General features: G+C 63.7%; 17 protein-coding genes, 1 tRNA gene and 1 pseudogene. All 19 read right to left on the bottom strand.

What is annotated here, in order from left to right; all coding sequences use genetic code 11:
* Nucleotides 1–51 precede the first annotated feature (51 nt).
* Complete coding sequence (locus BBBF_RS03585; RefSeq protein ID WP_003812673.1) at nt 52–531, bottom strand: GreA/GreB family elongation factor; 480 nt, start codon at nt 529–531, stop codon at nt 52–54.
* Nucleotides 532–589: 58 nt separating this feature from the next.
* Nucleotides 590–994 (bottom strand): FKBP-type peptidyl-prolyl cis-trans isomerase, encoded by a 405-nt coding sequence (locus BBBF_RS03580; protein WP_013363353.1) that lies wholly within the window; start codon nt 992–994, stop codon nt 590–592.
* Between the two features lie 160 nt (nt 995–1,154).
* Nucleotides 1,155–2,615 (bottom strand): L-serine ammonia-lyase, encoded by a 1,461-nt coding sequence (locus tag BBBF_RS03575; RefSeq protein WP_021648010.1) that lies wholly within the window; start codon nt 2,613–2,615, stop codon nt 1,155–1,157.
* A 168-nt stretch (nt 2,616–2,783) separates the two neighbouring features.
* Nucleotides 2,784–3,353, bottom strand: a complete 570-nt coding sequence (locus BBBF_RS03570; protein WP_021648009.1) for a hypothetical protein — start codon at nt 3,351–3,353, stop codon at nt 2,784–2,786.
* Nucleotides 3,354–3,428: 75 nt separating this feature from the next.
* Nucleotides 3,429–3,509 (bottom strand) — tRNA-Leu (locus BBBF_RS03565).
* Between the two features lie 43 nt (nt 3,510–3,552).
* Nucleotides 3,553–4,550: pseudogene (locus BBBF_RS03560) on the bottom strand (Ppx/GppA phosphatase family protein).
* 149 nt (nt 4,551–4,699) lie between these two features.
* Nucleotides 4,700–5,287, bottom strand: a complete 588-nt coding sequence (locus tag BBBF_RS03555) for a DUF501 domain-containing protein (RefSeq protein WP_021648006.1) — start codon at nt 5,285–5,287, stop codon at nt 4,700–4,702.
* Between the two features lie 86 nt (nt 5,288–5,373).
* Nucleotides 5,374–5,907, bottom strand: a complete 534-nt coding sequence (locus BBBF_RS03550) for an FtsB family cell division protein (protein ID WP_029414620.1) — start codon at nt 5,905–5,907, stop codon at nt 5,374–5,376.
* 90 nt (nt 5,908–5,997) lie between these two features.
* On the bottom strand, nt 5,998–7,296 hold the full coding sequence (gene eno / locus BBBF_RS03545; RefSeq protein WP_003812660.1) for a phosphopyruvate hydratase: 1,299 nt from the start codon (nt 7,294–7,296) through the stop codon (nt 5,998–6,000).
* Between the two features lie 197 nt (nt 7,297–7,493).
* A complete protein-coding gene (locus tag BBBF_RS03540) occupies nt 7,494–8,282 on the bottom strand; it encodes an aminotransferase class IV (protein ID WP_003817853.1) in 789 nt (262 codons plus the stop codon).
* Entirely contained in the window at nt 8,275–9,792 is a 1,518-nt protein-coding gene (locus tag BBBF_RS03535; RefSeq protein ID WP_033509498.1) for an anthranilate synthase component I family protein, read from the bottom strand. The genes BBBF_RS03540 and BBBF_RS03535 overlap by 8 nt, the downstream gene beginning before the upstream one ends.
* Entirely contained in the window at nt 9,789–13,400 is a 3,612-nt protein-coding gene (gene mfd / locus BBBF_RS03530) for a transcription-repair coupling factor (RefSeq protein ID WP_021648003.1), read from the bottom strand. Before mfd ends, BBBF_RS03535 begins: the two co-directional genes overlap by 4 nt.
* Nucleotides 13,390–13,989 carry an aminoacyl-tRNA hydrolase gene (gene pth / locus BBBF_RS03525; protein ID WP_003812652.1) on the bottom strand — a complete coding sequence of 200 codons (600 nt, stop codon included), beginning with the start codon at nt 13,987–13,989 and terminating at the stop codon, nt 13,390–13,392. The genes mfd and pth overlap by 11 nt, the downstream gene beginning before the upstream one ends.
* Nucleotides 13,990–13,992: 3 nt before the next feature.
* Nucleotides 13,993–14,547, bottom strand: coding sequence for a GNAT family N-acetyltransferase (locus BBBF_RS03520; RefSeq protein ID WP_021648002.1), 555 nt, complete (start codon nt 14,545–14,547; stop codon nt 13,993–13,995).
* A 353-nt stretch (nt 14,548–14,900) separates the two neighbouring features.
* Nucleotides 14,901–15,692 (bottom strand): ABC transporter ATP-binding protein, encoded by a 792-nt coding sequence (locus BBBF_RS03515; RefSeq protein WP_003812647.1) that lies wholly within the window; start codon nt 15,690–15,692, stop codon nt 14,901–14,903.
* Nucleotides 15,682–16,488 (bottom strand): ABC transporter permease, encoded by an 807-nt coding sequence (locus BBBF_RS03510; protein WP_021648000.1) that lies wholly within the window; start codon nt 16,486–16,488, stop codon nt 15,682–15,684. Before BBBF_RS03510 ends, BBBF_RS03515 begins: the two co-directional genes overlap by 11 nt.
* A 53-nt stretch (nt 16,489–16,541) precedes the next feature.
* The gene (locus tag BBBF_RS03505; protein ID WP_003819097.1) at nt 16,542–17,585 is read right to left on the bottom strand and encodes an NAD-dependent epimerase/dehydratase family protein; all 1,044 of its coding nucleotides are present in this window, start codon (nt 17,583–17,585) and stop codon (nt 16,542–16,544) included.
* Between the two features lie 26 nt (nt 17,586–17,611).
* A complete protein-coding gene (gene ispD, locus BBBF_RS03500; protein WP_021647999.1) occupies nt 17,612–18,328 on the bottom strand; it encodes a 2-C-methyl-D-erythritol 4-phosphate cytidylyltransferase in 717 nt (238 codons plus the stop codon).
* A 147-nt stretch (nt 18,329–18,475) separates the two neighbouring features.
* On the bottom strand, nt 18,476–18,691 hold the full coding sequence (locus tag BBBF_RS03495) for a hypothetical protein (protein WP_014760101.1): 216 nt from the start codon (nt 18,689–18,691) through the stop codon (nt 18,476–18,478).
* Nucleotides 18,692–18,749: the final 58 nt, after the last annotated feature.

Below are 18,749 nucleotides of genomic sequence, written 5' to 3'. Positions count from 1 at the left end.
GATGGCGCAGCAACAATCACCAGTCCCCGGTCAGCGGGGACGCGCATATGGTCAGCTCAGAGGCTTCGCTTCCTTGATGACAACGGAAATCTCACGGCCGTTGGGGGCCTTGTAGCTCACCGTATCTCCCTCGTTGGCGCCCAGAATGGCGGCGCCGATGGGAGACTCGGGGCTGATCACGTCGTACTTCGTCGCGACCTTGATGTCGCGCGAGCCCAGCGCATACGTCATCTCGCGGCCGGCGAGCTCCAGCGTCACCAGCGACCCGTTGCCGACCTTGCCGGCCTTGGGAGCTTCGACGATGGTGGCGTTGCGCAGCTTGACGGTGAGCTCGTTGATGCGGCCCTCGTTCTTCGCCTGCTCCTCGCGCGCGGCCTGGTAACCGCCGTTCTCCGACAAATCGCCCTCGGCGCGGGCTGCCGCGATGCGCTTGGTGATTTCCTCGCGGTACTGGCCCTGTCGATGCGCCAGCTCATCCTTCAGCGTGTCGAAAGCCTCCTGCGTCAGCAGAACGGATTTTTCCTCACCCATGGGTTCCTCCTGTATCAGTGATATCCAATCGATGCGTCAGATGACCGCCATCATACGGTCAGCGGGTCGAGATGATGTCGATGACGAATACGAGTGTGTCGCCGCCGCCGATGCCGGCCGCCGGCATGCCCTGGCTGCCATAGCCATACTCCGGCGGAATCGACACGACCAGACGGGAGCCGACGTTGTGGCCGGGAACGGTCTGATCCCAGCCGCGAATCACCTGACCGACGCCGATGCCGAAGCTTGCCGGCTGGTGGCGGGCGAAGCTCGAATCGAAGGGCGTGTTCTTGCCCCAGACCACACCGTGATAGTTCACGGTCACCGTGTCGCCGCGGCGGACCATCGGCCCGTCACCCTCGACGATCTCCACGGCCTTCAATCCCTTCGGCGCCTCGTCCGACGGGAAAGCGATCTCCGGCGCCGCGCCAAACACGGCATTGACCTCAGGCATGTTCGCCATGGCCTACCTCCTATCAATAATGCCATGCCGTTCATGGCATGGCCGCAAGTCGTAAAAAGACAGTGCCACTCACACTAGCACCCCAAGCCCCGGTTGCACAGCTCGCAGCGTATTTTTCAACGCAAATCGCCATATTCGCCATATTCGGCACGGCGACGGCCTAGCATTCGACGACGTTGACCGCCAGACCGCCCTTCGAGGTCTCCTTGTATTTCGACATCATGTCCTCGCCGGTCTGCTTCATCGTGGCGATGGCCTGATCCAGGCTGACGATGTGGGAGCCGTCTCCGAGCATGGCCATGCGCACGGCGTTGATCGCGGTGTTCGCGGCCATCGCGTTACGCTCGATGCACGGAATCTGCACCAGACCGCCCACCGGATCGCAGGTGAGGCCGAGATTGTGCTCGATGCCGATCTCCGCCGCGTTCTCCACCTGCTCCGGAGTGCCGCCCATCACCGCGGCCAGACCGGCGGCCGCCATCGAGCAGGCGACGCCGACCTCGCCTTGGCATCCCACTTCCGCTCCGGAGATCGAGGCGTTGCGCTTGAACAGGTATCCGACCGCGCCGGCGGTCAGCAGGAACGTCCTGACGCCCTCGTCGTCGGCGGACTCGACAAAGTGCCAGTAGTATTCCAGCACGGCCGGAATGATGCCGGCCGAACCGTTGGTAGGCGCGGTGACGACCCGGCCGCCGCCGGCGTTCTCCTCGCTCACCGACATGGCGAACAACGCCACCCATGCGGAATCGGAGGATTCCAGCGCCGAAGAGATGCGGCGGTCGCGTCTGAGCACGTCGCTGTTGGCCGCGAGACGCCGGTACATCAGCGGGGCGCGGCGGGGCACGTCCAGACCTCCCGGCAGCGTCGGCGTCGCGCTGGCGCACCCGGCGTCGATACAGTGGCTCATCACGTTCCAGATTCGCGTGAGCCGGTCACGCACCTCCTGCGGCGAGCGCCGGGCCGTTTCGTTCGCCCAGACGACGTCGGCGATGCTCAGATGGTGCTTCCGACACAGGTCGATCAGGCCATCGCATGATACGAAGGGGTATGGCACGCCGTCGCCGTATTCGGCCGTCTCGTCGTTCCCGGAGTCCTTCGGTGGCTGCGACGACGCCGGCGTCTGCTCGTGGTTCGAGATCAGCGCGTCGTCGATCCGTCCGCGGCGGATGAACCCTCCGCCTATCGAATACCAGACCTGCTCGTCGATGATGTTGCCCTGGGCGTCGAACGCCTGGAACCGCATGCCATTGGGATGCGGGGCGAGCCGCTTCCACCGGTCGAAGACCATGTCGCCGTCGTCATCGTATGCGATGGCGTTCGTGCCGTTGACATGGATGGTTCCGTCATGCGCGCAGCGTTCTCGGACTGAAAGCAGGTAATCCGTATCAACTGTGGCGGGTACGTTGCCTTCCAATCCGGCGAGAATCGCGCGGTCGGTGCCGTGGCCGAGTCCGGTCAGCGACAGTGACCCGTACAGGACGACGCGGATACGGCCGACGCGCGACACGGCGCCAGATTCCTCCAGTGACGAGGCGAACGCCTGCGCCGCGCACATCGGGCCGACGGTGTGCGACGAGCTGGGGCCCACACCGATGGTGAACATGTCGAGAACACTGAACATGACTGACGAATCCCTTCACACTGTTATGCACGCTTTCACGGCTGATACCATCGCGATATCATATCCTCCGCCACGCACATGCGCGCGGCCGGGCCGTCGCCATCTCCGCTGCCCCGTCGAACCGCCGAATCAGGTCAGCTCGACGACAGCGTTCCGCAATGGCGGGTCTCACGCCAGATGCGACCACGTCATCGCCAGGACGACGCCGCCGAACACGGCGAGCGCGATGACGGCTGCGGCCGTGACGGCGATCCTGCCCTTGGACTTCATGACGCGCGGCATGGCGGCGGTTCCCAGGAATAACGCGGCGAGGCCCACCACGGCGCAGTTGATGCCGATCATCAACGAGTCACCCTGCGACAGGGTGGGCAGACCGGCTCGGGTGATGATCGAGTTCATCGTCGCCGGATACACGCAATACCCCCAGATGCCGAACCCGACGCATCCGATCACGGCATATATCAGCGGCATCAGCGCATCGCGGCGTTTCAGCCGAGCGGCGAACGAATCAGCCGCCCACAGCAGCACGAATCCGACCGTATACACGAATGCGACGGCGAACAGGCAGGCGACGAGGAACCACGGCATCAGGGCGAACGCGCCTCCCGCGGCGCTCACCATCACCGGCGCGCTGACCAGCTCGCACACGCACATGACAAAGGCGATGGAGACCGCCTGCACCAGCATCGTCGGCAACCCGGTCTCGGGCTCGCGCGTCACGTTCGTCCAGTTCGCCATCTTGCACCTTTCGTCAGTGTCGGGCCGCAAACCCAGCTGTATGTAAAGCAGCCATCCCAGAATGTTGCGATAAGGTGCCCCCGGTGGGACTCGAACCCACAAGCCAAAAGCGGCGGATTTTAAGTCCGCTGCGTCTACCGATTCCGCCACGGGGGCCGTGCCGGCAAATATGCCGGCAGAACCATTATGTCATGCTTGTTCAGCGTTCTGCAAGCAACCGCCGTCCGCAGTCGAGCACGATGCCGTCGAGCAGGCCGTGTTCGCTGGCCACATACGAGTCGATGACTCCGCCATGATCGGCCGCGGCCGCCTGGGCAACCTTCGCGAGCACACGGTTCCATACGACGGCACCGCCGCCCACCACGTCGATACGCCCCGGATGGATGGTCTTGTAGGCGCGGCGCTGCTCACGCGTCATGCGCAGAAACCTGTCGTCCACGGCGTAGGCGTCGTCCACGGGGATGCGCACGCCGTCCACGCGTCGGTGATCGTATTCCTTGAGCCCCAGAGCCAGCGCGCTCATCGTGGTACCGTGCCGGACACGCCGATGATCGTGCGGGTGCGTCCCGCCGGCACCATGCGGAACGCCTCGTCGATGTGCTCGTCGATGTCCGCGATCGCTTCGGCGATTTCGGTTTCGCTGGGAGGATCGTGGCGCAGGTGGCGCTCGGTCATGCGCACGGATCCAATGTCCATCGAGAATGCGGCCTGTACCTGCGTGGAGGGCGCGTCGATGCCGTCGCCGCCCAGCACAAGTTCTGTGGAGCCGCCGCCCAGGTCCACCACCAGATACGGGGGTTCGAGCTCGCCGCGGCTCACGACGCTGGTCGCCCCGAGGAAGCTCAGATCGGCCTCCTCCGTTCCCGGGATGACTTCGGGGCGCACGCCGAGTATCTGCTCGATGCCATCCTCGAATGTGTCTCGGTTGACGGCATCGCGGGTCGCCGATGTGGCTACGAATCGGATCGCGTCCACCGGGTGCTGGGCAAGGACCCCGGCGAATTCCGCGGCGGCCGTGTACGCCCGGTCAAGCGCGTCCTGAGCGAACCGGTGCGTCTTGTCCACGTCTTGCCCCAAGCGAATCACGCGCAGGATCCTCGGCACGATCTCGTGCATGCCCTGATCGTCCACACGCGCAATCTTCAGCCGGATCGAGTTCGTGCCGCAGTCGATGCCCGCAACGGTAACGGATTTCATCTCTATCTCCTTTATTTCCCGCTGTCTCGCCGGCCGGGCGACCGCGATCATCGGGGGCGTTCGCCCGGCATGATCGTCTCGCTCGGCGCAATCATTGCGTTCAGCGGCCGTTTCCAGTCTTTTGGCCGTTCGGTTTTTCGTCTGTCCGCTCAGTCGTCGAGCGAACCGCACCGGCAGACGGATGGACTGAACTCCTCCGTCACCGCCTCCAGCACACGATCGCCGATGGGGTTGACGCCCTCCCCCATGACCAGGGTCTGCGCCAGCAGCGCATGCAGGCATTTCACGCGTTCGGGCATGCCCCCCGCGCTGACGTTGGCGATGCGGCTTTCGTCATCGCCGAGCCGCACCGCCAGCTCATGGCGGAACGCCACGTACAGGCGGTGCGCCCCGCGGTACTCGCCGGCCACCGTCTCATCGTCGTGCAGCAGCTCGTTGTACGCCCGCATGCGGCCTTCCGCTTCGATGTGCGACACCGCCTTCACCGCCTCGGGGCTGGTCAGATAGCAGGTGGTGGGGAACGGTATGCCGCCGGGCAGCATGGGCCGGGTGACCACGGCGAGCGGCCGGCCGCATGCGCAGCGGGCGCCGACCGCCACCATGCCGCGCGGGTATCGTCCGAGCTGCCGTTCGACGATGGCGATGTCATGCTCATCTGCACGCTGCTGCAGGAATCGGTCGGCGAGTTTCGCGACATCTCGTGTGGTGGATTCGTCTTGTGATTCTGGTTCGGTCACCAGCTTGGCTCCTTATCGAATGGCTTATCGAATAACTGGTCGAATGGCTTATGCAGTCGGATGAATGACGCTGCCGCCGGCCGCGTCTACTGCTTGTCGCCCGAGTTCGTGTCGGTTGCGCTGCCGGAGTTGCCGTCGGCTTTGCCGGTATCGCCCGATTGGCTGCCGGAGGCCGTTTTCGATGGCCGCTCATCGGCTTTCTTGAACGAATATTCGAGCTCGCTGTACCAGGGCAGCACCTTCCCGTCGGATGTACCGCTTTTGGTCTTCGCGGTCCCCTCGCTCGTGCCCGTCACCGCTTCCGGGTGTTGCACGCGCACCGCCTTCTCACCGGGGAAGACGAAGCCGAGCCGCTCCCTCGCCTGCGTCGCCACATAGCTGTCATCATTCCAGCGTTCGATGTCGTTTTCGAGATCCTGCTTCTTGGTGACAAGCGCGGCTTCCTGATTCTTGAGGTCGTTGAGCTGGGCGAGGTTCAGCGCGTACGTGTGGAACGTGGAGACCAGTTGGATGGCTCCGAGCGCGATGATGAACAGCGACACGAAGAACGCGATCGGTCCGGTGCCGTGCCGTTTGCTTCGTTTGCCGCGTGGTCGCATGTTCCGGGTCGAGTCGTTCATGGCAACAAAAATACCCGGCACATTCGACTTGGCGAATATGCCGGGCATTGTCACGACGCTAGCATTGTCTCGGCCTTACGGCCGCGACAATCACTTGGCGATGTACTTCTTGCAGGCCTTGAAGGCGCTGTAGCCGGCGTACTGAGCGGTGGAGCCGAGCTCCTCCTCGATCTCCAGCAGGCGGTTGTACTTGGCGACGCGCTCGCCACGGGCCGGGGCACCGGTCTTGATCTGGCGGGTGTTCTTGGCAACCGCGAGGTCGGAGATGGTGGTGTCCGGGGTCTCGCCGGAGCGGTGGGAGACCATGGAGGTGTAGCCGTTCTCGGTGGCCAGCTCGATGGCGTCAAGGGTCTCGGTGACGGAACCGATCTGGTTCAGCTTGACCAGCAGGGAGTTCGCGGCACCCATGTCGATGGCCTTGCGCAGGCGGGCCGGGTTGGTGACCAGCAGGTCGTCGCCGACGAACTGCAGGCGGTCGCCGAGGCGACGGGTGATCTCGGCCCAGTCTTCCCAGCCTTCCTCGTTGAACGGATCCTCGATGGAGACGATCGGGTACTCGTTGATGAGGTTCTCGTAGTAGTCGAGCATGTAGGCGGAGTCGCGCTCTTCGCCGTCGAAGCGGTACTTGCCGGTCTCCTTGTTGTAGAACTCGGAGGAGGCGACGTCGAGGCAGATGCCGATCTGCTTGCCGGGCTCGTAGCCGGCGGCGGAGATGGCGTCCATGATGTACTTGAGGGAGTCCTCGTTGGACTTCATCTTCGGGGCGAAGCCGCCTTCGTCGCCGAGGCCGGTGTTCAGGCCTTCCTTCTTCAGGACGTTCTTGAGGGTGTGGTAGACCTCGACGCCGGCGCGCAGGGCCTCGCTGTAGGTGTCGAAGCCGTACGGGGAGATCATGTACTCCTGGATGTCGGTGGCGAAGTCGGCGTGGGCGCCGCCGTTCATGATGTTCATGTTCGGGACCGGCAGGATGTGGCCGTTGGTGCCGCCGATGTAGCGGTACAGCGGCAGTTCGGCGGACTCGGCGGAGGCGTACAGGGCGGCCAGGGAGACGCCGAGGATGGCGTTGGCGCCCAGCTTGCCCTTGTTCGGGGTGCCGTCGAGCTCGATCATCAGGTCGTCGAGGGCGCGCTGGTCGGTGGCATCCATGCCGATGACCTTCGGAGCGATGACCTCGTTCACGGCCTTGACCGCGTTCAGCACACCCTTGCCGCCGTAGACGGACTTGTCGCCATCGCGGCGCTCCCAAGCCTCGGCCTCACCGGTGGAAGCGCCGGACGGAACCAGGCCGCGGCCTTCGGCGCCGTCTTCGGTGTCGAGGATGACCTCAACGGTCGGGTTGCCACGGGAATCAAGGATCTGACGCGCGTAAACGCTTTCAATAGCTGCCACAACTACTCCTTAAGACTGTTAGGTTGTGATGACAGACTTAAGAATAATGCCTTTTGTGGACGAGTGCCAGAATTTCTCGGAAAAATAATATGAGCGCTAACATTCGGCTGGATATAGACAGATTCCGCACATCTGACCGCCCTCAGTCGGCTCCGCCGCCACTGTCGAGGACTGGCGGCGGAGCCGGCCGAGGGCGGTCAGAGGATACCGAGCTCAAGCCGACGGTATTCGCGCTGGATCGCCCGCGTCACCGGCCCGATTCCATAGCCCGCATCCCCCAGCTCGACGACCGGGCGCACGCCCATCAGGGCGTTGGTGGCGAAGACCTCATCCCAGCTGTCCAGCGAATCCTGTCGGAAGGTCCCCTGCTCGGCCTCGTATCGTTCGCACAGCCACGCCCGCACGGTGCCGGGTAGCAGCCCGCATCGCTCGTCCGGCGTGTACAGCCGCCCGTCGCGCACGAAGAACAGGTTCGCGTTGGTGGTCTCGCAGATGTCGCCGCGCGTGTTGAGGTACACGGCGGAATCGAAGCCGAGCCGCCGAGCCGAACGCGATTCGAGTATGTTGTCTCCCTGATTCAGCGTCTTGTGCGCCGTGAGCGGCGAACACTCGTTGCGCCAGGCGCGGCACCAGCCAAGCCTGAGACCGCGGTCCTGCGCCCAATCCGCATACGGGTTCGGCCGATGCGTGACGATGACGTTCGCGGACGACACCATGAGCTTGACCGCGAACGACCGACCGTCAGGCAATTCTGCCGCGTCGAGATGTTCGGCGATATGAGCCCGCAGCGTATCATCGTCCGGCGCGTCGATATCCAATGCCCGCGCTCCGCGCCGAAGCCGGTCGAGATGACGGTCGAGCATGACGAGTCGCCCGCCGGTCAGGTTGATGGTCTCGAATACGCCGAGGCCGAACTGGTATCCCTCATCCAGGGCGAATGTGACGGCCGTGCCTTCGCCGCCAGGCGTGCCATTGCTATTAGTCATGCCATTGTCCTTGTCTTCCGTCATGCACGTCACTGTCCGACACGTCACAGTCCAGCGCGTCGAGCAGCGCCTGTGCTTTCTGCATGGCCTCGTCGTATTCGGCGTCCGGGTCGGATTCGATGGTGATGCCGCCGCCCGCGCCGATCCGGTACAGACCCGCCTTGTCACATCGCCCGACGTGCGTCGCGCAGCGGATCAGAATGCTCAGATCGCAGTCGCCATCGGCGGTGATGTAGCCGAGAGAGCCGGTGTACACGCCGCGAGGCGACCGTTCATACCGGTCGATGAGTTGCATGACGCGGCGCTTGGGAGCCCCCGTGATCGATCCGCCCGGCGACATGACGGCAAGCAGTTCGGACAGATCGCGGGCATCGGGCAATTCGGCCTCGACGGTGGACACCAGATGGAACACGTGCGGGTGGGTCTCCAGTTCGGCGAACCCCGTGACCTGCACGGTTCCGGGAGTCGCCTCGCGGCTCAGATCATTGCGTTCGAGGTCGGTGACCATGAGCAGCTCATCATGGTCCTTGCCGGATTGCTCAAGGGCGGCGCGGTTGGCCGCGTCCTCCTGCACGGTGAGACCACGTGGCCGCGTTCCTTTGATGGGGCGGGTGACGACATGGCCGCTGCGGCATTCGAGGAACCGTTCCGGCGACGAGCTGACGATCTGCCATCCGCCGCCGTTGACATACGCGGAGAACGGCGCGGGATTGTCGTCGTTCAGACGCAGGAACATGTCCAGGGGCGTCACGGGACTGGTGACGTCGAGACGCAACGAGTAGTTCACTACGTAGGCTTCGCCGTCGCGCATGTGCGATTTGAGTCGTTCCACGGCCTCGCAGTATGAGGCGCGATCGTGGTCGCAGCGCCATGCGCCGCGGTGGGAGGCTGAGGTGTGCGGGGAGTCTGGATAACCACCCTCAGTCGCTTCGCGACAGCCCCCGCCAGCGGGAACGGACTGGCAGACGGATCGTATGGCGGCGATGTTCCGGGCGCTGTTCGGGTGGCGATGATGGCTGAGCAGGGTCAGCGAGCGCCGCTGCCGGTCTTCGATGAGGATGTCGTCGAAACTCCACCATGCGGCGTCCGGCGGCGTCTTTCGCTCTGCCGCCTGCGGGCCGCCGTCGAACCGGGATCGCACGCCTTCCCGGCGTCGGCCGTCATCATATGACATGAATCCGAGCACGCCGGGCTCGTCACGCAGCCGGTCGTGCAGCAGCATGAGCGAGTCTTGGCCGGGGAGCAGCCGGTCCCGCCAGACATCGTCGTCTCCGCAGACGACGAGGGTGCCTTCCATCACGTCATCGCCGTATTGCATGAGCCGATGGTAGGCGTGCAGTCCGAGCACCGAATACCGTCCGCCCCGCCCCGAGTGCAGGAGCGCCAGGGCCTGGCCATTGTCGAAATGCCGGATCAGCGAAGTCAGGGGATGGTACGGCAGCCGGATCATGCCGTTCTGCTCCCCGATGCCTCCGGACATGCCTTCGAACGGGGATCCTGAGCCCATCATGCCTTCCTCGGTTGCGGCTTCCATGCGAAGTCGTGCAGCAGGTCGCTCACCCAGTCCATGACCTGATCGCCCGGCATCGGTTTGCCGCCGAGCGTGCCCGCGAACGGCGCGGGGATCAGGTATGTGTGCGTGACCGGCCGGTATTGCGCCCCGCGGTAGATGCGGTTGATGCGCATCTGCATCGATTCGGGCGGGTCGATCTTGCCGACGCGCACGTTCTTGCCCTGCGCGACGATCTCCGATATGCCGAGTTCCCGCGCCTTCATGCGCAGGCGGGCCACGCCGAACAGCGTCTCGAACTCCTCCGGCAGTTTGCCGTAGCGATCCGTGAGTTCGTCGGCGAGTTCCTTGAGGTCCTCATCGGTGCGCGAAGCGGCCAGTTTTCGGTATGCTTCGAGCCGCAGCTTGTCGGAATCGATGTAGTCCACCGGGATGGACGCTTCGATGGGCAGGTCGATGGTGACCGCGACCGGCTCGGTCCGCTCCGGCTCCTTGTACTGTTCGACGGCTTCCGAGACCATGCGCACGTACAGGTCGAAGCCGACGCCCTCGATGTGCCCGGACTGTTCGTCGCCCAGCAGGTTGCCGGTGCCGCGCAGTTCGAGGTCCTTCATGGCGACGTCGAAGCCGCTTCCGAGCGCCGTGTTCTGCGCGATGGTGGCGAGGCGGTCGTGCGACTGCTGGGTCATCGGCTTGGACGGGTCGTACAGGAAGTAGGCGTACGCGCGTTCGCGGCCACGGCCGACGCGCCCGCGCAGCTGGTGCAGCTGGGAGAGGCCGAACCGGTCGGCGTGGTCTACGATCAGCGTGTTCGCGTTGGAGATGTCGAGTCCGGTCTCGATGATCGTCGTGCATACGAGCACGTCGATGTCGCGATGCCAGAAGTCGCGGATTACGCCGTCGAGCTGCTTCTCCCCCATCTTGCCGTGAGCGATGCCGACTCGCGCCTCGGGGACGAGCTCGTGGATCTTCGCGGCCGTCTTCGCGATGTCCTGCACGCGGTTGTGCACGTAGAACACCTGTCCGCCGCGCAGCAGTTCGCGCCGGACCGCGGCCGTGACCTGAGCGTCCTCGTACGCGCCCACGTAGGTGAGCACGGGAAGCCGGTCCTCGGGCGGGGTGGCGAGCGTAGACATCTCGCGGATGCCGGTCACCGCCATCTCCAGCGTGCGCGGGATAGGCGTGGCGGACAGCGAGAGCACGTCCACATTGGTGCGCAGCGCCTTGAGCGTCTCCTTGTGCTCGACGCCGAACCGCTGCTCCTCGTCGATGATGACAAGGCCGAGATCCTTGAACTTGATCTTGGGGTTGAGCAGCTTGTGGGTGCCGATGACGACGTCGACGCCACCCGTCTCCAGTCCCTCGATGGTCTCGTTGATCTCCTTGGTCGTCTGGAAGCGGCTCATGGCCGCAACGGTGACCGGGAAGCCCTCGTACCGTTCGGTGAACGTCTCGTGATGCTGCTGCACGAGCAGCGTAGTCGGCACGAGGACGGCCACCTGCTTGCCGTCCTGTATGGCCTTGAACGCTGCTCTCACGGCGATCTCGGTCTTGCCGAAGCCGACGTCGCCGCAGATGAGGCGATCCATCGGCACTGGTTTCTCCATGTCGGACTTGACATCGTCGATGGTGGTGAGCTGGTCCGTCGTCTCCTGATACGGGAACGCGTCCTCCAGCTCCTTCTGCCATGGCGTGTCGGGGCTGAACGCGAACCCCTTGGTGCGCTGCCTGGCAGAGTACAGCTTCACCAGGTCCTCGGCGATCTCGTGCACGTGCTTGCGCGCCTTCGCCTTGGTTGCGGCCCAGTCGGAGCCGCCGAGCTTGTTGAGCTTGGGGGCCTCCGCGCCGATGTATTTGCTGATCAGATCCAGCTGATCGGTGGGGATGAACAGCTTGTCGGCCGGGGCGCCGCGCTTGCTGGGCGCGTATTCGATGACAAGGTATTCGCGCGTGGTCTTGTTCGCCCCGGTGCCGATGGTGCGCTGCCGCATCTCCAGGAAACGGCCGATGCCGTGCTGCTCATGGACCACGTAGTCTCCGGCTTTGAGCTCCATCAGGTCGATTGCCTTGCGGCGGCGCTTGGGGGTCTTCGCCTGACCGGCCGCACTGGACCGTCCGGTCAGGTCGCGTTCAGTGAGCAGCGCGGTCTTCGCCGCCGTGTCGATGAACCCGTCGATGGCCTGGGAGCGGATGACGTCGAACGAGGCGATGCCGGTCTCGTTGACGGCTCGCTTCAATCGTGCGAGCGTGCCCTGCGCGGCCGCGGTGACGGTGACCTGGTACCCTGCGTCGATGAGCCCCTCGATGCCGGCCGCGGCCTTCGCCTCGTCACCGCGGTATTCGCCCGGGTTGCCGGCGGCGAGCTGCACGTGGTTCGGGCGGCTGGCGTCCACGCCGAAACTGGTGAGGTTCCACACGTCGTGGCTGGAGTATGCGAGCGAGTTGATGGTCTCCTCGTAGTCGAGGAAGCTGGCCTGGTCGAAGCTGATGGGAGCTCCGGCACCGTGCCCGGCCGCGGCGACATGCCAGCTGGCGGCGAGGAACTCGTTCGCGGTTTTCGAGAGGTCGTCCGCCGCGCGGCGCAGCTTTTCCGGGCCAGCGAGCATGATGACGGCATGCCTGTCAAGCATGCCGGTCACGGGTTCCATGTCGTCGATGAGCGCGGGCATCAGGGATTCCATGCCTTCGATGGGAATCGCGTTCGCGATGGACTCCAGCATGTCGTCGGCATTCGGAATCTGCCCGATGAGCCGTTTCGCCCGGTCCCGCACGGCGTCGGTGAGCTGCAGTTCACGGCAGGGCGTCGCCCAGATCGTGCGGACGCCCTCGCCGTAGGTGCGCTGGTCGGACGCGTGGAATTCTCGGATGGAGTCGATCTCGTCACCGAAGAACTCGATGCGCACCGGATGTGGCGCGGTTGGGGGAAAGACGTCGATGATGCCGCCGCGCACCGCGAACTCGCCACGGTCCATCACCAGGTCGACGCGCGTGTAGGCGTTCTCAACCAGTCGGCGCGACACGTCGTCGAGAGGCAGCTCCTCGCCTTGCGTGAAGACGAGCGGATCGACGTCGCCGAGCCCCTTGACAACGGGCTGGATCAGCGAACGCACCGGCATGACGAGTATGCGGATCGGTCCGAACATCGGATTGGTGTCGCTGGGGTGCGTGAGCCTGCGGAATACGGCCATGCGGCTCGCCACGGTGTCGGCACGGGGACTGAGCCGCTCGTGGGGCAGCGTCTCCCAGGCCTCCAGTTGTGCGATGTCGTTCGGGTCGCCGTCGTACCACGACCGCAGCGCGTTCACGGTGTCCTCGGCCTCGCGGCTGGAGGCCACGACCAGGACGACGGGGGTGTGTTCCGCCTGCGCTGCGGCGATGGCCGGGCGCAACCCGTCCGGGGCGCCCACGGTGATGATCGGGGCGATGTCCTTGTCGTCGGCGATGCTCATGCCGCCGCTGACGAGCCGATGGAATGCCGGATCCTCATCGAGCCGTTCGAGGATGCCGCACAGGGAGCCGTCGATCAGCGCGTTCTGGACGCGTGTGGCCGTGGCAGCGGCGGTGGCGGCGGATGCTTTGCCGCGCGCGCGTCCCTGCTCAGCGGCCATTGAACTTCTCCTGGGTGGCGGCGAGTCCGTCGAAGATGATGGTTTCGGCCGCGTCGGCGCCGTCTGCGAGGAATTCCGGCAGCTGCTTGCGCTGGTCGGGTCCGAAACCGCCGAGCACCCAGTTGACGGTGTTGTCGTGCGCGTGGGCTCCGCGCTGAGCGTGGCCGACGCCCATGCGCACGCGCGCATACTTCGGGGTGCTCAGGGCTTTGTCGATTGATTTGATGCCGTTGTGCCCGCCGGCGGATCCGCCCGCCTTGACCTTTATGCGGCCGAATTCGAGATCCATGTCGTCATGGATGACGACGACGTGATCCGGCTGGATCTGATAGTACGCGCTGATCGAGGCGACCGCGTTGCCCGAGTCGTTCATGTAGGTCAGCGGCTTGGCGAGGAAGAACTTGACGTTGCGACCCTGCAGATTCATCGCGCCCTTGCCGAGCATCGCGAGCCCCTTGTGGTCGGAAAAGGCGACGGACCAGCGTTCGGCCAATATGTCGGCGGTCATGAAGCCCATGTTGTGACGGGTGCCCTCGTACTTCTTGCCGGGATTGCCCAGCCCCACGATCAGCCAGAAATCGGATGCCATGTGTTACTCTCCTGTCTTCAACCTTAAGGATTGTACCCCACCCGCCAACGCCTTGACCCAATAGCTCATGTCATGCAGCTTGCCGTCGAGCGCGCCCACCGCGGCGGGAAGCAGGCCGAACCGGATGAATCCGAACCGCCGCATGAGCGCGACGGAACCGGCGTTGTCGGCGTAGATGATCGCCGTGACATGCGTGAATCCGCGCTCTGCCGCGGCATCGATCAGCCATCGCACCATCATGGTGCCGAGTCCCTGGCGTTGGTGGTCGCCGGCGATGTAGTAGCTCAGTTCGGCGATGCCGTCGTATCCGGCCCGCTGATGGAATTTCGAAAGCGAGCCGAACCCCACGACGGCGCCTTCGGGACCTTCGATGACGACGACCGGATACTTGGCGCGTGGCCGATGGGAGTCGACCCACGCACGACGGCTTTCCAGAGACACCGGTTCAAGGTCGGCGGACGCTCCCCCACGGATCACCGCCTCGTTGTAGATGTCGGCGATGGCCGGAACGTCGGCGTCAACGGCCGCGCGGATGGTATAGGACATGTCTTCAAGCATAACAACCGCCCTGCCGGCGGGATAGGGCGGGTGAGACTGGTGTCAGCGGTGCATGATGCGCGATTCGCCTCGATCCGCCGACAGAAACGTGGACAACGGCCGCACAATCACGAAACGCGGGAGTTGTCCAGAACGAACACGATACAACTGCCGCAAAACAGCCTTTTGCAGCAGTTGTCCAGCACAAAACCACGAAATTCCGGCCATCCGGGACATGCCCGCGTTATCGTTCGCAGGACAACGGCCGCAAAATCGCGAAACGCGGGAGTTGTCCCGGCCATCCGACCGAACGCGGTCAATGGACGTCGACCGTGCCGCTTGCCGGCAACGCCGTCAGCGGAACGGTCGAAGCGTCACGAGGCGGTGTAGAAGTCGACGGCCTCCTCGATGCCACCGCTGAACATGGCTTTGCCCTTCTGGATGACGATGCCCCTGTGGCAGAACTCCTTCGCGGTGCCGGTCGAGTGGGTGACGAACAGCACGGTCACGTTCTCGTTGGCGATGATGCTGTTGACCCGCTCGCGGCACTTCTTCGCGAACTTGCGGTCGCCGACGGACAGCGCCTCGTCCACCACCAGGATGTCCGGGCGGATCGACGACACGAACGCGAAGCCCAGACGGGCGCGCATACCGCTCGAATACGTGCGCATCGGCTGGTCGATGTACTTGCCGAGTTCCGAGAACTCCACGATCTCGGGAATGAGCTCCTTGGACTCCTCTTTCGACAAACCCCACAGCTGGCAGCGCATGTCGATGTTCTCCATGCCCGACAGCTTCATGTCGAAGCCCGCGGAAAGCTCCAGCAGCGCGGACACGCGCCCGTGCACCTCGACGGTGCCGGACGTCGGGAAGCACACGCCGGTGATCATCTTGAGCGCCGTGGACTTGCCGGCGCCGTTGTCGCCGAGCAGCGCCAGGGATTCGCCGCGGTTCACGGTGAAACTCAGGTCGTCGCTCGCGTTGACCGTATCGTGCGGAATGCGCTTGGAGAAGGTGGACAGCAGGCGCAGCTTGTCGTTCTTGAACAGCTTGTACTGCTTGGTGACGTGGTCGAAGCGCACGGCGACGGGATTGCTCGCGTCCTCGTCGCGGATGACCGTGGCATCGCCCATTCGCGTGACATTCGATGGGAGCTTAGAGGACATCCGGCACCTCCATGTACAGACGGTGGTAGTTGTGCAGCGCGAGCACGACGAAGATCATCAGCACGAACAGGAACGGCAGGAACGACTCCCAATCCGTGAAGAACCATTTGTTGTAGATAAAGCAGTCACGCACCGACTGCACGACCCATGTGACCGGGTTGAAGGACGCTACCAGACGGGCGGTACGCGGCCAGCCGCTGATGTCGAACAGGATGCCGGACAGCCAGAAAAACGGGGTGCCGAGCGTCTTGAGCAGGTTCGAGAAATCGCGCGATATCGCGCTCAAAGGCGACAAAGCCATGGACCACGCCACCCAGAACAGGAACATGAACACCATGACCAGCGGCAATTGCAGCATGTAGCGGCCAAGATGCACGCCGGTGAGCAGCGCCACCACAGTGGTGAACGCCATCATGCACGCGAAGATGATGAGCAGCGACAGCGTGTAGAACGTGGAGATCAGCGACAGCGGAAATTTGATGCGGTTCACCAGATACGGGTATCGACGGTATACGTCACTGCCGGTAGTAATCATGTCGGACATGAAGAACCATGGGAACACACCGGCGGCGAGCCACAGCAGGAAAGGCTTGCCGTTGACGTCGGACGAGCTGCGCAGACCGAATTTCAGTGCCACCCAGAAAACCAGGATGTACACGGCCGGTTTGGCGAACAGCCAGATCTTGCCGAGCGCGGCACCGCGGTACGTCTTCACCAGATCGATCTTCGCCAGATTCCAGACCTGCCGTCGCCAATGCCAGTTCTCGCCGACGACTTGCTTCAGTGTTGCAAACAATGTTCTTCCAAATCTGCTTGTCTTCTCATGGTCAGGTGCGGTCTCCCGCGAGGTCAGCCCATGTATGCGATGAGCTTGCGGTACATGTCTTCGAGACCTACCTGCGGCCTCCAGCCGAGCGCCTCAAGGCGTGACACGTCGAGTGGCAGGTGGTGCTCCGGCGGGTAGGGCGCGTTCGGGTCGACGTCGATGATGACGCGCGCGTCGCCCGTACCGAATTCGCGGTACACCATATCGGCCATCTCGCGGATTGACGAGTAGGTGGAGGGATTGGCCACGTTGTACGAGACGCCGTTCTCCCCCGCGACCAGCACGGTGAGGATGGCGGACACCGCGTCGGCGGTGTATGAGTACATTCGTGTGCTTTCGCCGGTCGTCTTCATGACGAAGTCCTTGCCGGCCACGGCGTTGCGTGCGAGCGCCGCGAACAGGCGGACGTCGTCGCGAGGGATGCCCGGGCCGAAGGTCTGTGCCAGGCGGACGGCCTTGACCGGCACCTGGTATTCGGAATGGTATGAGACGCACAGGTTTTCGGCGGCGCGCTTGCCTTCGGAGTAGCAGCTGCGCACCGAGCAGGGGTCGATGTAGCCGACGGCGCTCTCGTCAAGCAGGTGTTCCGTGCCGCGCTGCTTGTTGCCCATGCCGTAGATCTCCATGCTGGAGACGTAGACGAAGGAGGCCGCGCCGCGGCGTCGCGCCAGTTCCAGCATCGACCTGGTGCCGTCTACGATCGCGGAGAACGTCTCGACCGGATGGGACATGAAGAACGACGATGCGGTCGGACAGGCGGTGTGGATGACATAGTCCGCCGGCAGGTCGAGCGAGTCGACATCTTCGAGCGATCCCTGATGCAGCACGAGCCCGTCGTCGGCCGTGTACTGCCCCAGCATGGCCTGTGCCTTGGCCGGGTCTCGCACCAGCGCGTCCACGATGATGCCCGCCCCCGTCAAGCGGTTGCGTTCCAGCAGCGTGCGGGCGCACAGCGAGCCGATAAGGCCCGTGGCACCGGTGACGAGCACATGCCGGCCGGCGAGCGCATCCCAGTCGATATCGAGATGCTGCGCCAGTGACGCATATTCCTCTTGCAGATCAAACATGATGGTCGTTGTCCTCCGTGTTCGTGTCACAGACCGAAGATCTGGGAGCTTTCCTCCGCGTCCATGATGGCGCGCATGATATAGAAGTCCGATGGCGTGGTGATCTTGATGTTCGAGCTGGCGCCTTCCACCTCGTACAGTTTGTAGCCGTAGTACGACATGAGGGACGCAGAGTCGATGAAGTCGCCGAGCCCTTCTTCCACGGCCTTGTGGTGTGCGTCATGCAGCTCGCCGAGGCGGAAGCACTGCGGGGCGCGGGCGAGCTGGCACTGTTTGCGGTTGATGATGTTGGTGATCACGCCGTCCTCGCTTTGCACGATGGTCTCGGTGGCGGGTACGACGGTGACGGCGCTGCCGTTCTTCTTCACACTGACGATGCAGTCGGTGATGGTCTGCTGGTCGATCAGCGGCCTGACGCCGTCATGAACGATGACGACCGAATCCGCGGGATACAGTCTGTTCGCCTTGTCGACGCCGTTGCGGATCGACTCCTGCCCGGATGAGCCGCCTGGCACGATCGCGGCGATCTTACCGACGCCGAACTTGGTGATGAGCTGTTCGAGAACGTCGATGTATTCCTTCAGGCATACGACGACGATGGCGTCGATGTCGGGATGCTGATCGAACGCCTCAAGCGTGTAGATGATGATCGGTTTGCCGTACACAAGCAGAAACTGCTTGGGCTTGGTTCGCGAATTCATGCGTTGGCCGGTGCCGCCCGCAAAAATGACAGCGATGTTCATGCCCTCTCCACTGTTATATGTATATGCGCTTTCGGGCTTGCAGCCCCGTTAACTCATACGTAGTCTATGTTCCAGACACGACTTATTTACCGAGCATTCACCTTTCTGTGGTATTCGGCACGCAGAGTGCACTAAGACGGATCACCATCAGTCCTTTCCAAACAGGCGCATGACCGCCCGCAGTGGCGCAGTGACCTTCCACGACTTCGAGTTACGGAGTTTCTGGACCTCGGCGCGAGATTTCTTGAGATCCGCTTCGAGCTTCTTTCGCTTCTCGGATAGTTTCTTGTTCTCAGTTTTCAAACGTTCGATATCAGGGTGTTCAAGAATACGCTCGGCGCCGATCTCGCAACCCAATACCATCTGGCCCACATAGGCGGCATAGTCATCGGCGTAATAGCGGACATCTTTCTCTTTGAAG

The sequence above is a fragment of the Bifidobacterium bifidum ATCC 29521 = JCM 1255 = DSM 20456 genome (assembly GCF_001025135.1).
Classification (GTDB): domain Bacteria; phylum Actinomycetota; class Actinomycetes; order Actinomycetales; family Bifidobacteriaceae; genus Bifidobacterium; species Bifidobacterium bifidum.
This window is presented reverse-complemented; position numbering and strand designations above follow the sequence as displayed.

What these genes read in the sequence shown, in the direction of transcription:
- BBBF_RS03585 (WP_003812673.1), bottom strand. Translation starts at nt 531, where the DNA reads ATGGGTGAGGAAAAATCCGTTCTGCTGACGCAGGAGGCTTTCGACACG.
- BBBF_RS03580 (WP_013363353.1), bottom strand. Translation starts at nt 994, where the DNA reads ATGGCGAACATGCCTGAGGTCAATGCCGTGTTTGGCGCGGCGCCGGAG.
- BBBF_RS03575 (WP_021648010.1), bottom strand. Translation starts at nt 2,615, where the DNA reads ATGTTCAGTGTTCTCGACATGTTCACCATCGGTGTGGGCCCCAGCTCG.
- BBBF_RS03570 (WP_021648009.1), bottom strand. Translation starts at nt 3,353, where the DNA reads ATGGCGAACTGGACGAACGTGACGCGCGAGCCCGAGACCGGGTTGCCG.
- BBBF_RS03550 (WP_029414620.1), bottom strand. Translation starts at nt 5,907, where the DNA reads ATGAACGACTCGACCCGGAACATGCGACCACGCGGCAAACGAAGCAAA.
- BBBF_RS03540 (WP_003817853.1), bottom strand. Translation starts at nt 8,282, where the DNA reads ATGACTAATAGCAATGGCACGCCTGGCGGCGAAGGCACGGCCGTCACA.
- BBBF_RS03535 (WP_033509498.1), bottom strand. Translation starts at nt 9,792, where the DNA reads ATGATGGGCTCAGGATCCCCGTTCGAAGGCATGTCCGGAGGCATCGGG.
- mfd (WP_021648003.1), bottom strand. Translation starts at nt 13,400, where the DNA reads ATGGCCGCTGAGCAGGGACGCGCGCGCGGCAAAGCATCCGCCGCCACC.
- pth (WP_003812652.1), bottom strand. Translation starts at nt 13,989, where the DNA reads ATGGCATCCGATTTCTGGCTGATCGTGGGGCTGGGCAATCCCGGCAAG.
- BBBF_RS03520 (WP_021648002.1), bottom strand. Translation starts at nt 14,547, where the DNA reads ATGCTTGAAGACATGTCCTATACCATCCGCGCGGCCGTTGACGCCGAC.
- BBBF_RS03515 (WP_003812647.1), bottom strand. Translation starts at nt 15,692, where the DNA reads ATGTCCTCTAAGCTCCCATCGAATGTCACGCGAATGGGCGATGCCACG.
- BBBF_RS03505 (WP_003819097.1), bottom strand. Translation starts at nt 17,585, where the DNA reads ATGTTTGATCTGCAAGAGGAATATGCGTCACTGGCGCAGCATCTCGAT.
- ispD (WP_021647999.1), bottom strand. Translation starts at nt 18,328, where the DNA reads ATGAACATCGCTGTCATTTTTGCGGGCGGCACCGGCCAACGCATGAAT.
- BBBF_RS03495 (WP_014760101.1), bottom strand. Translation starts at nt 18,691, where the DNA reads ATGGTATTGGGTTGCGAGATCGGCGCCGAGCGTATTCTTGAACACCCT.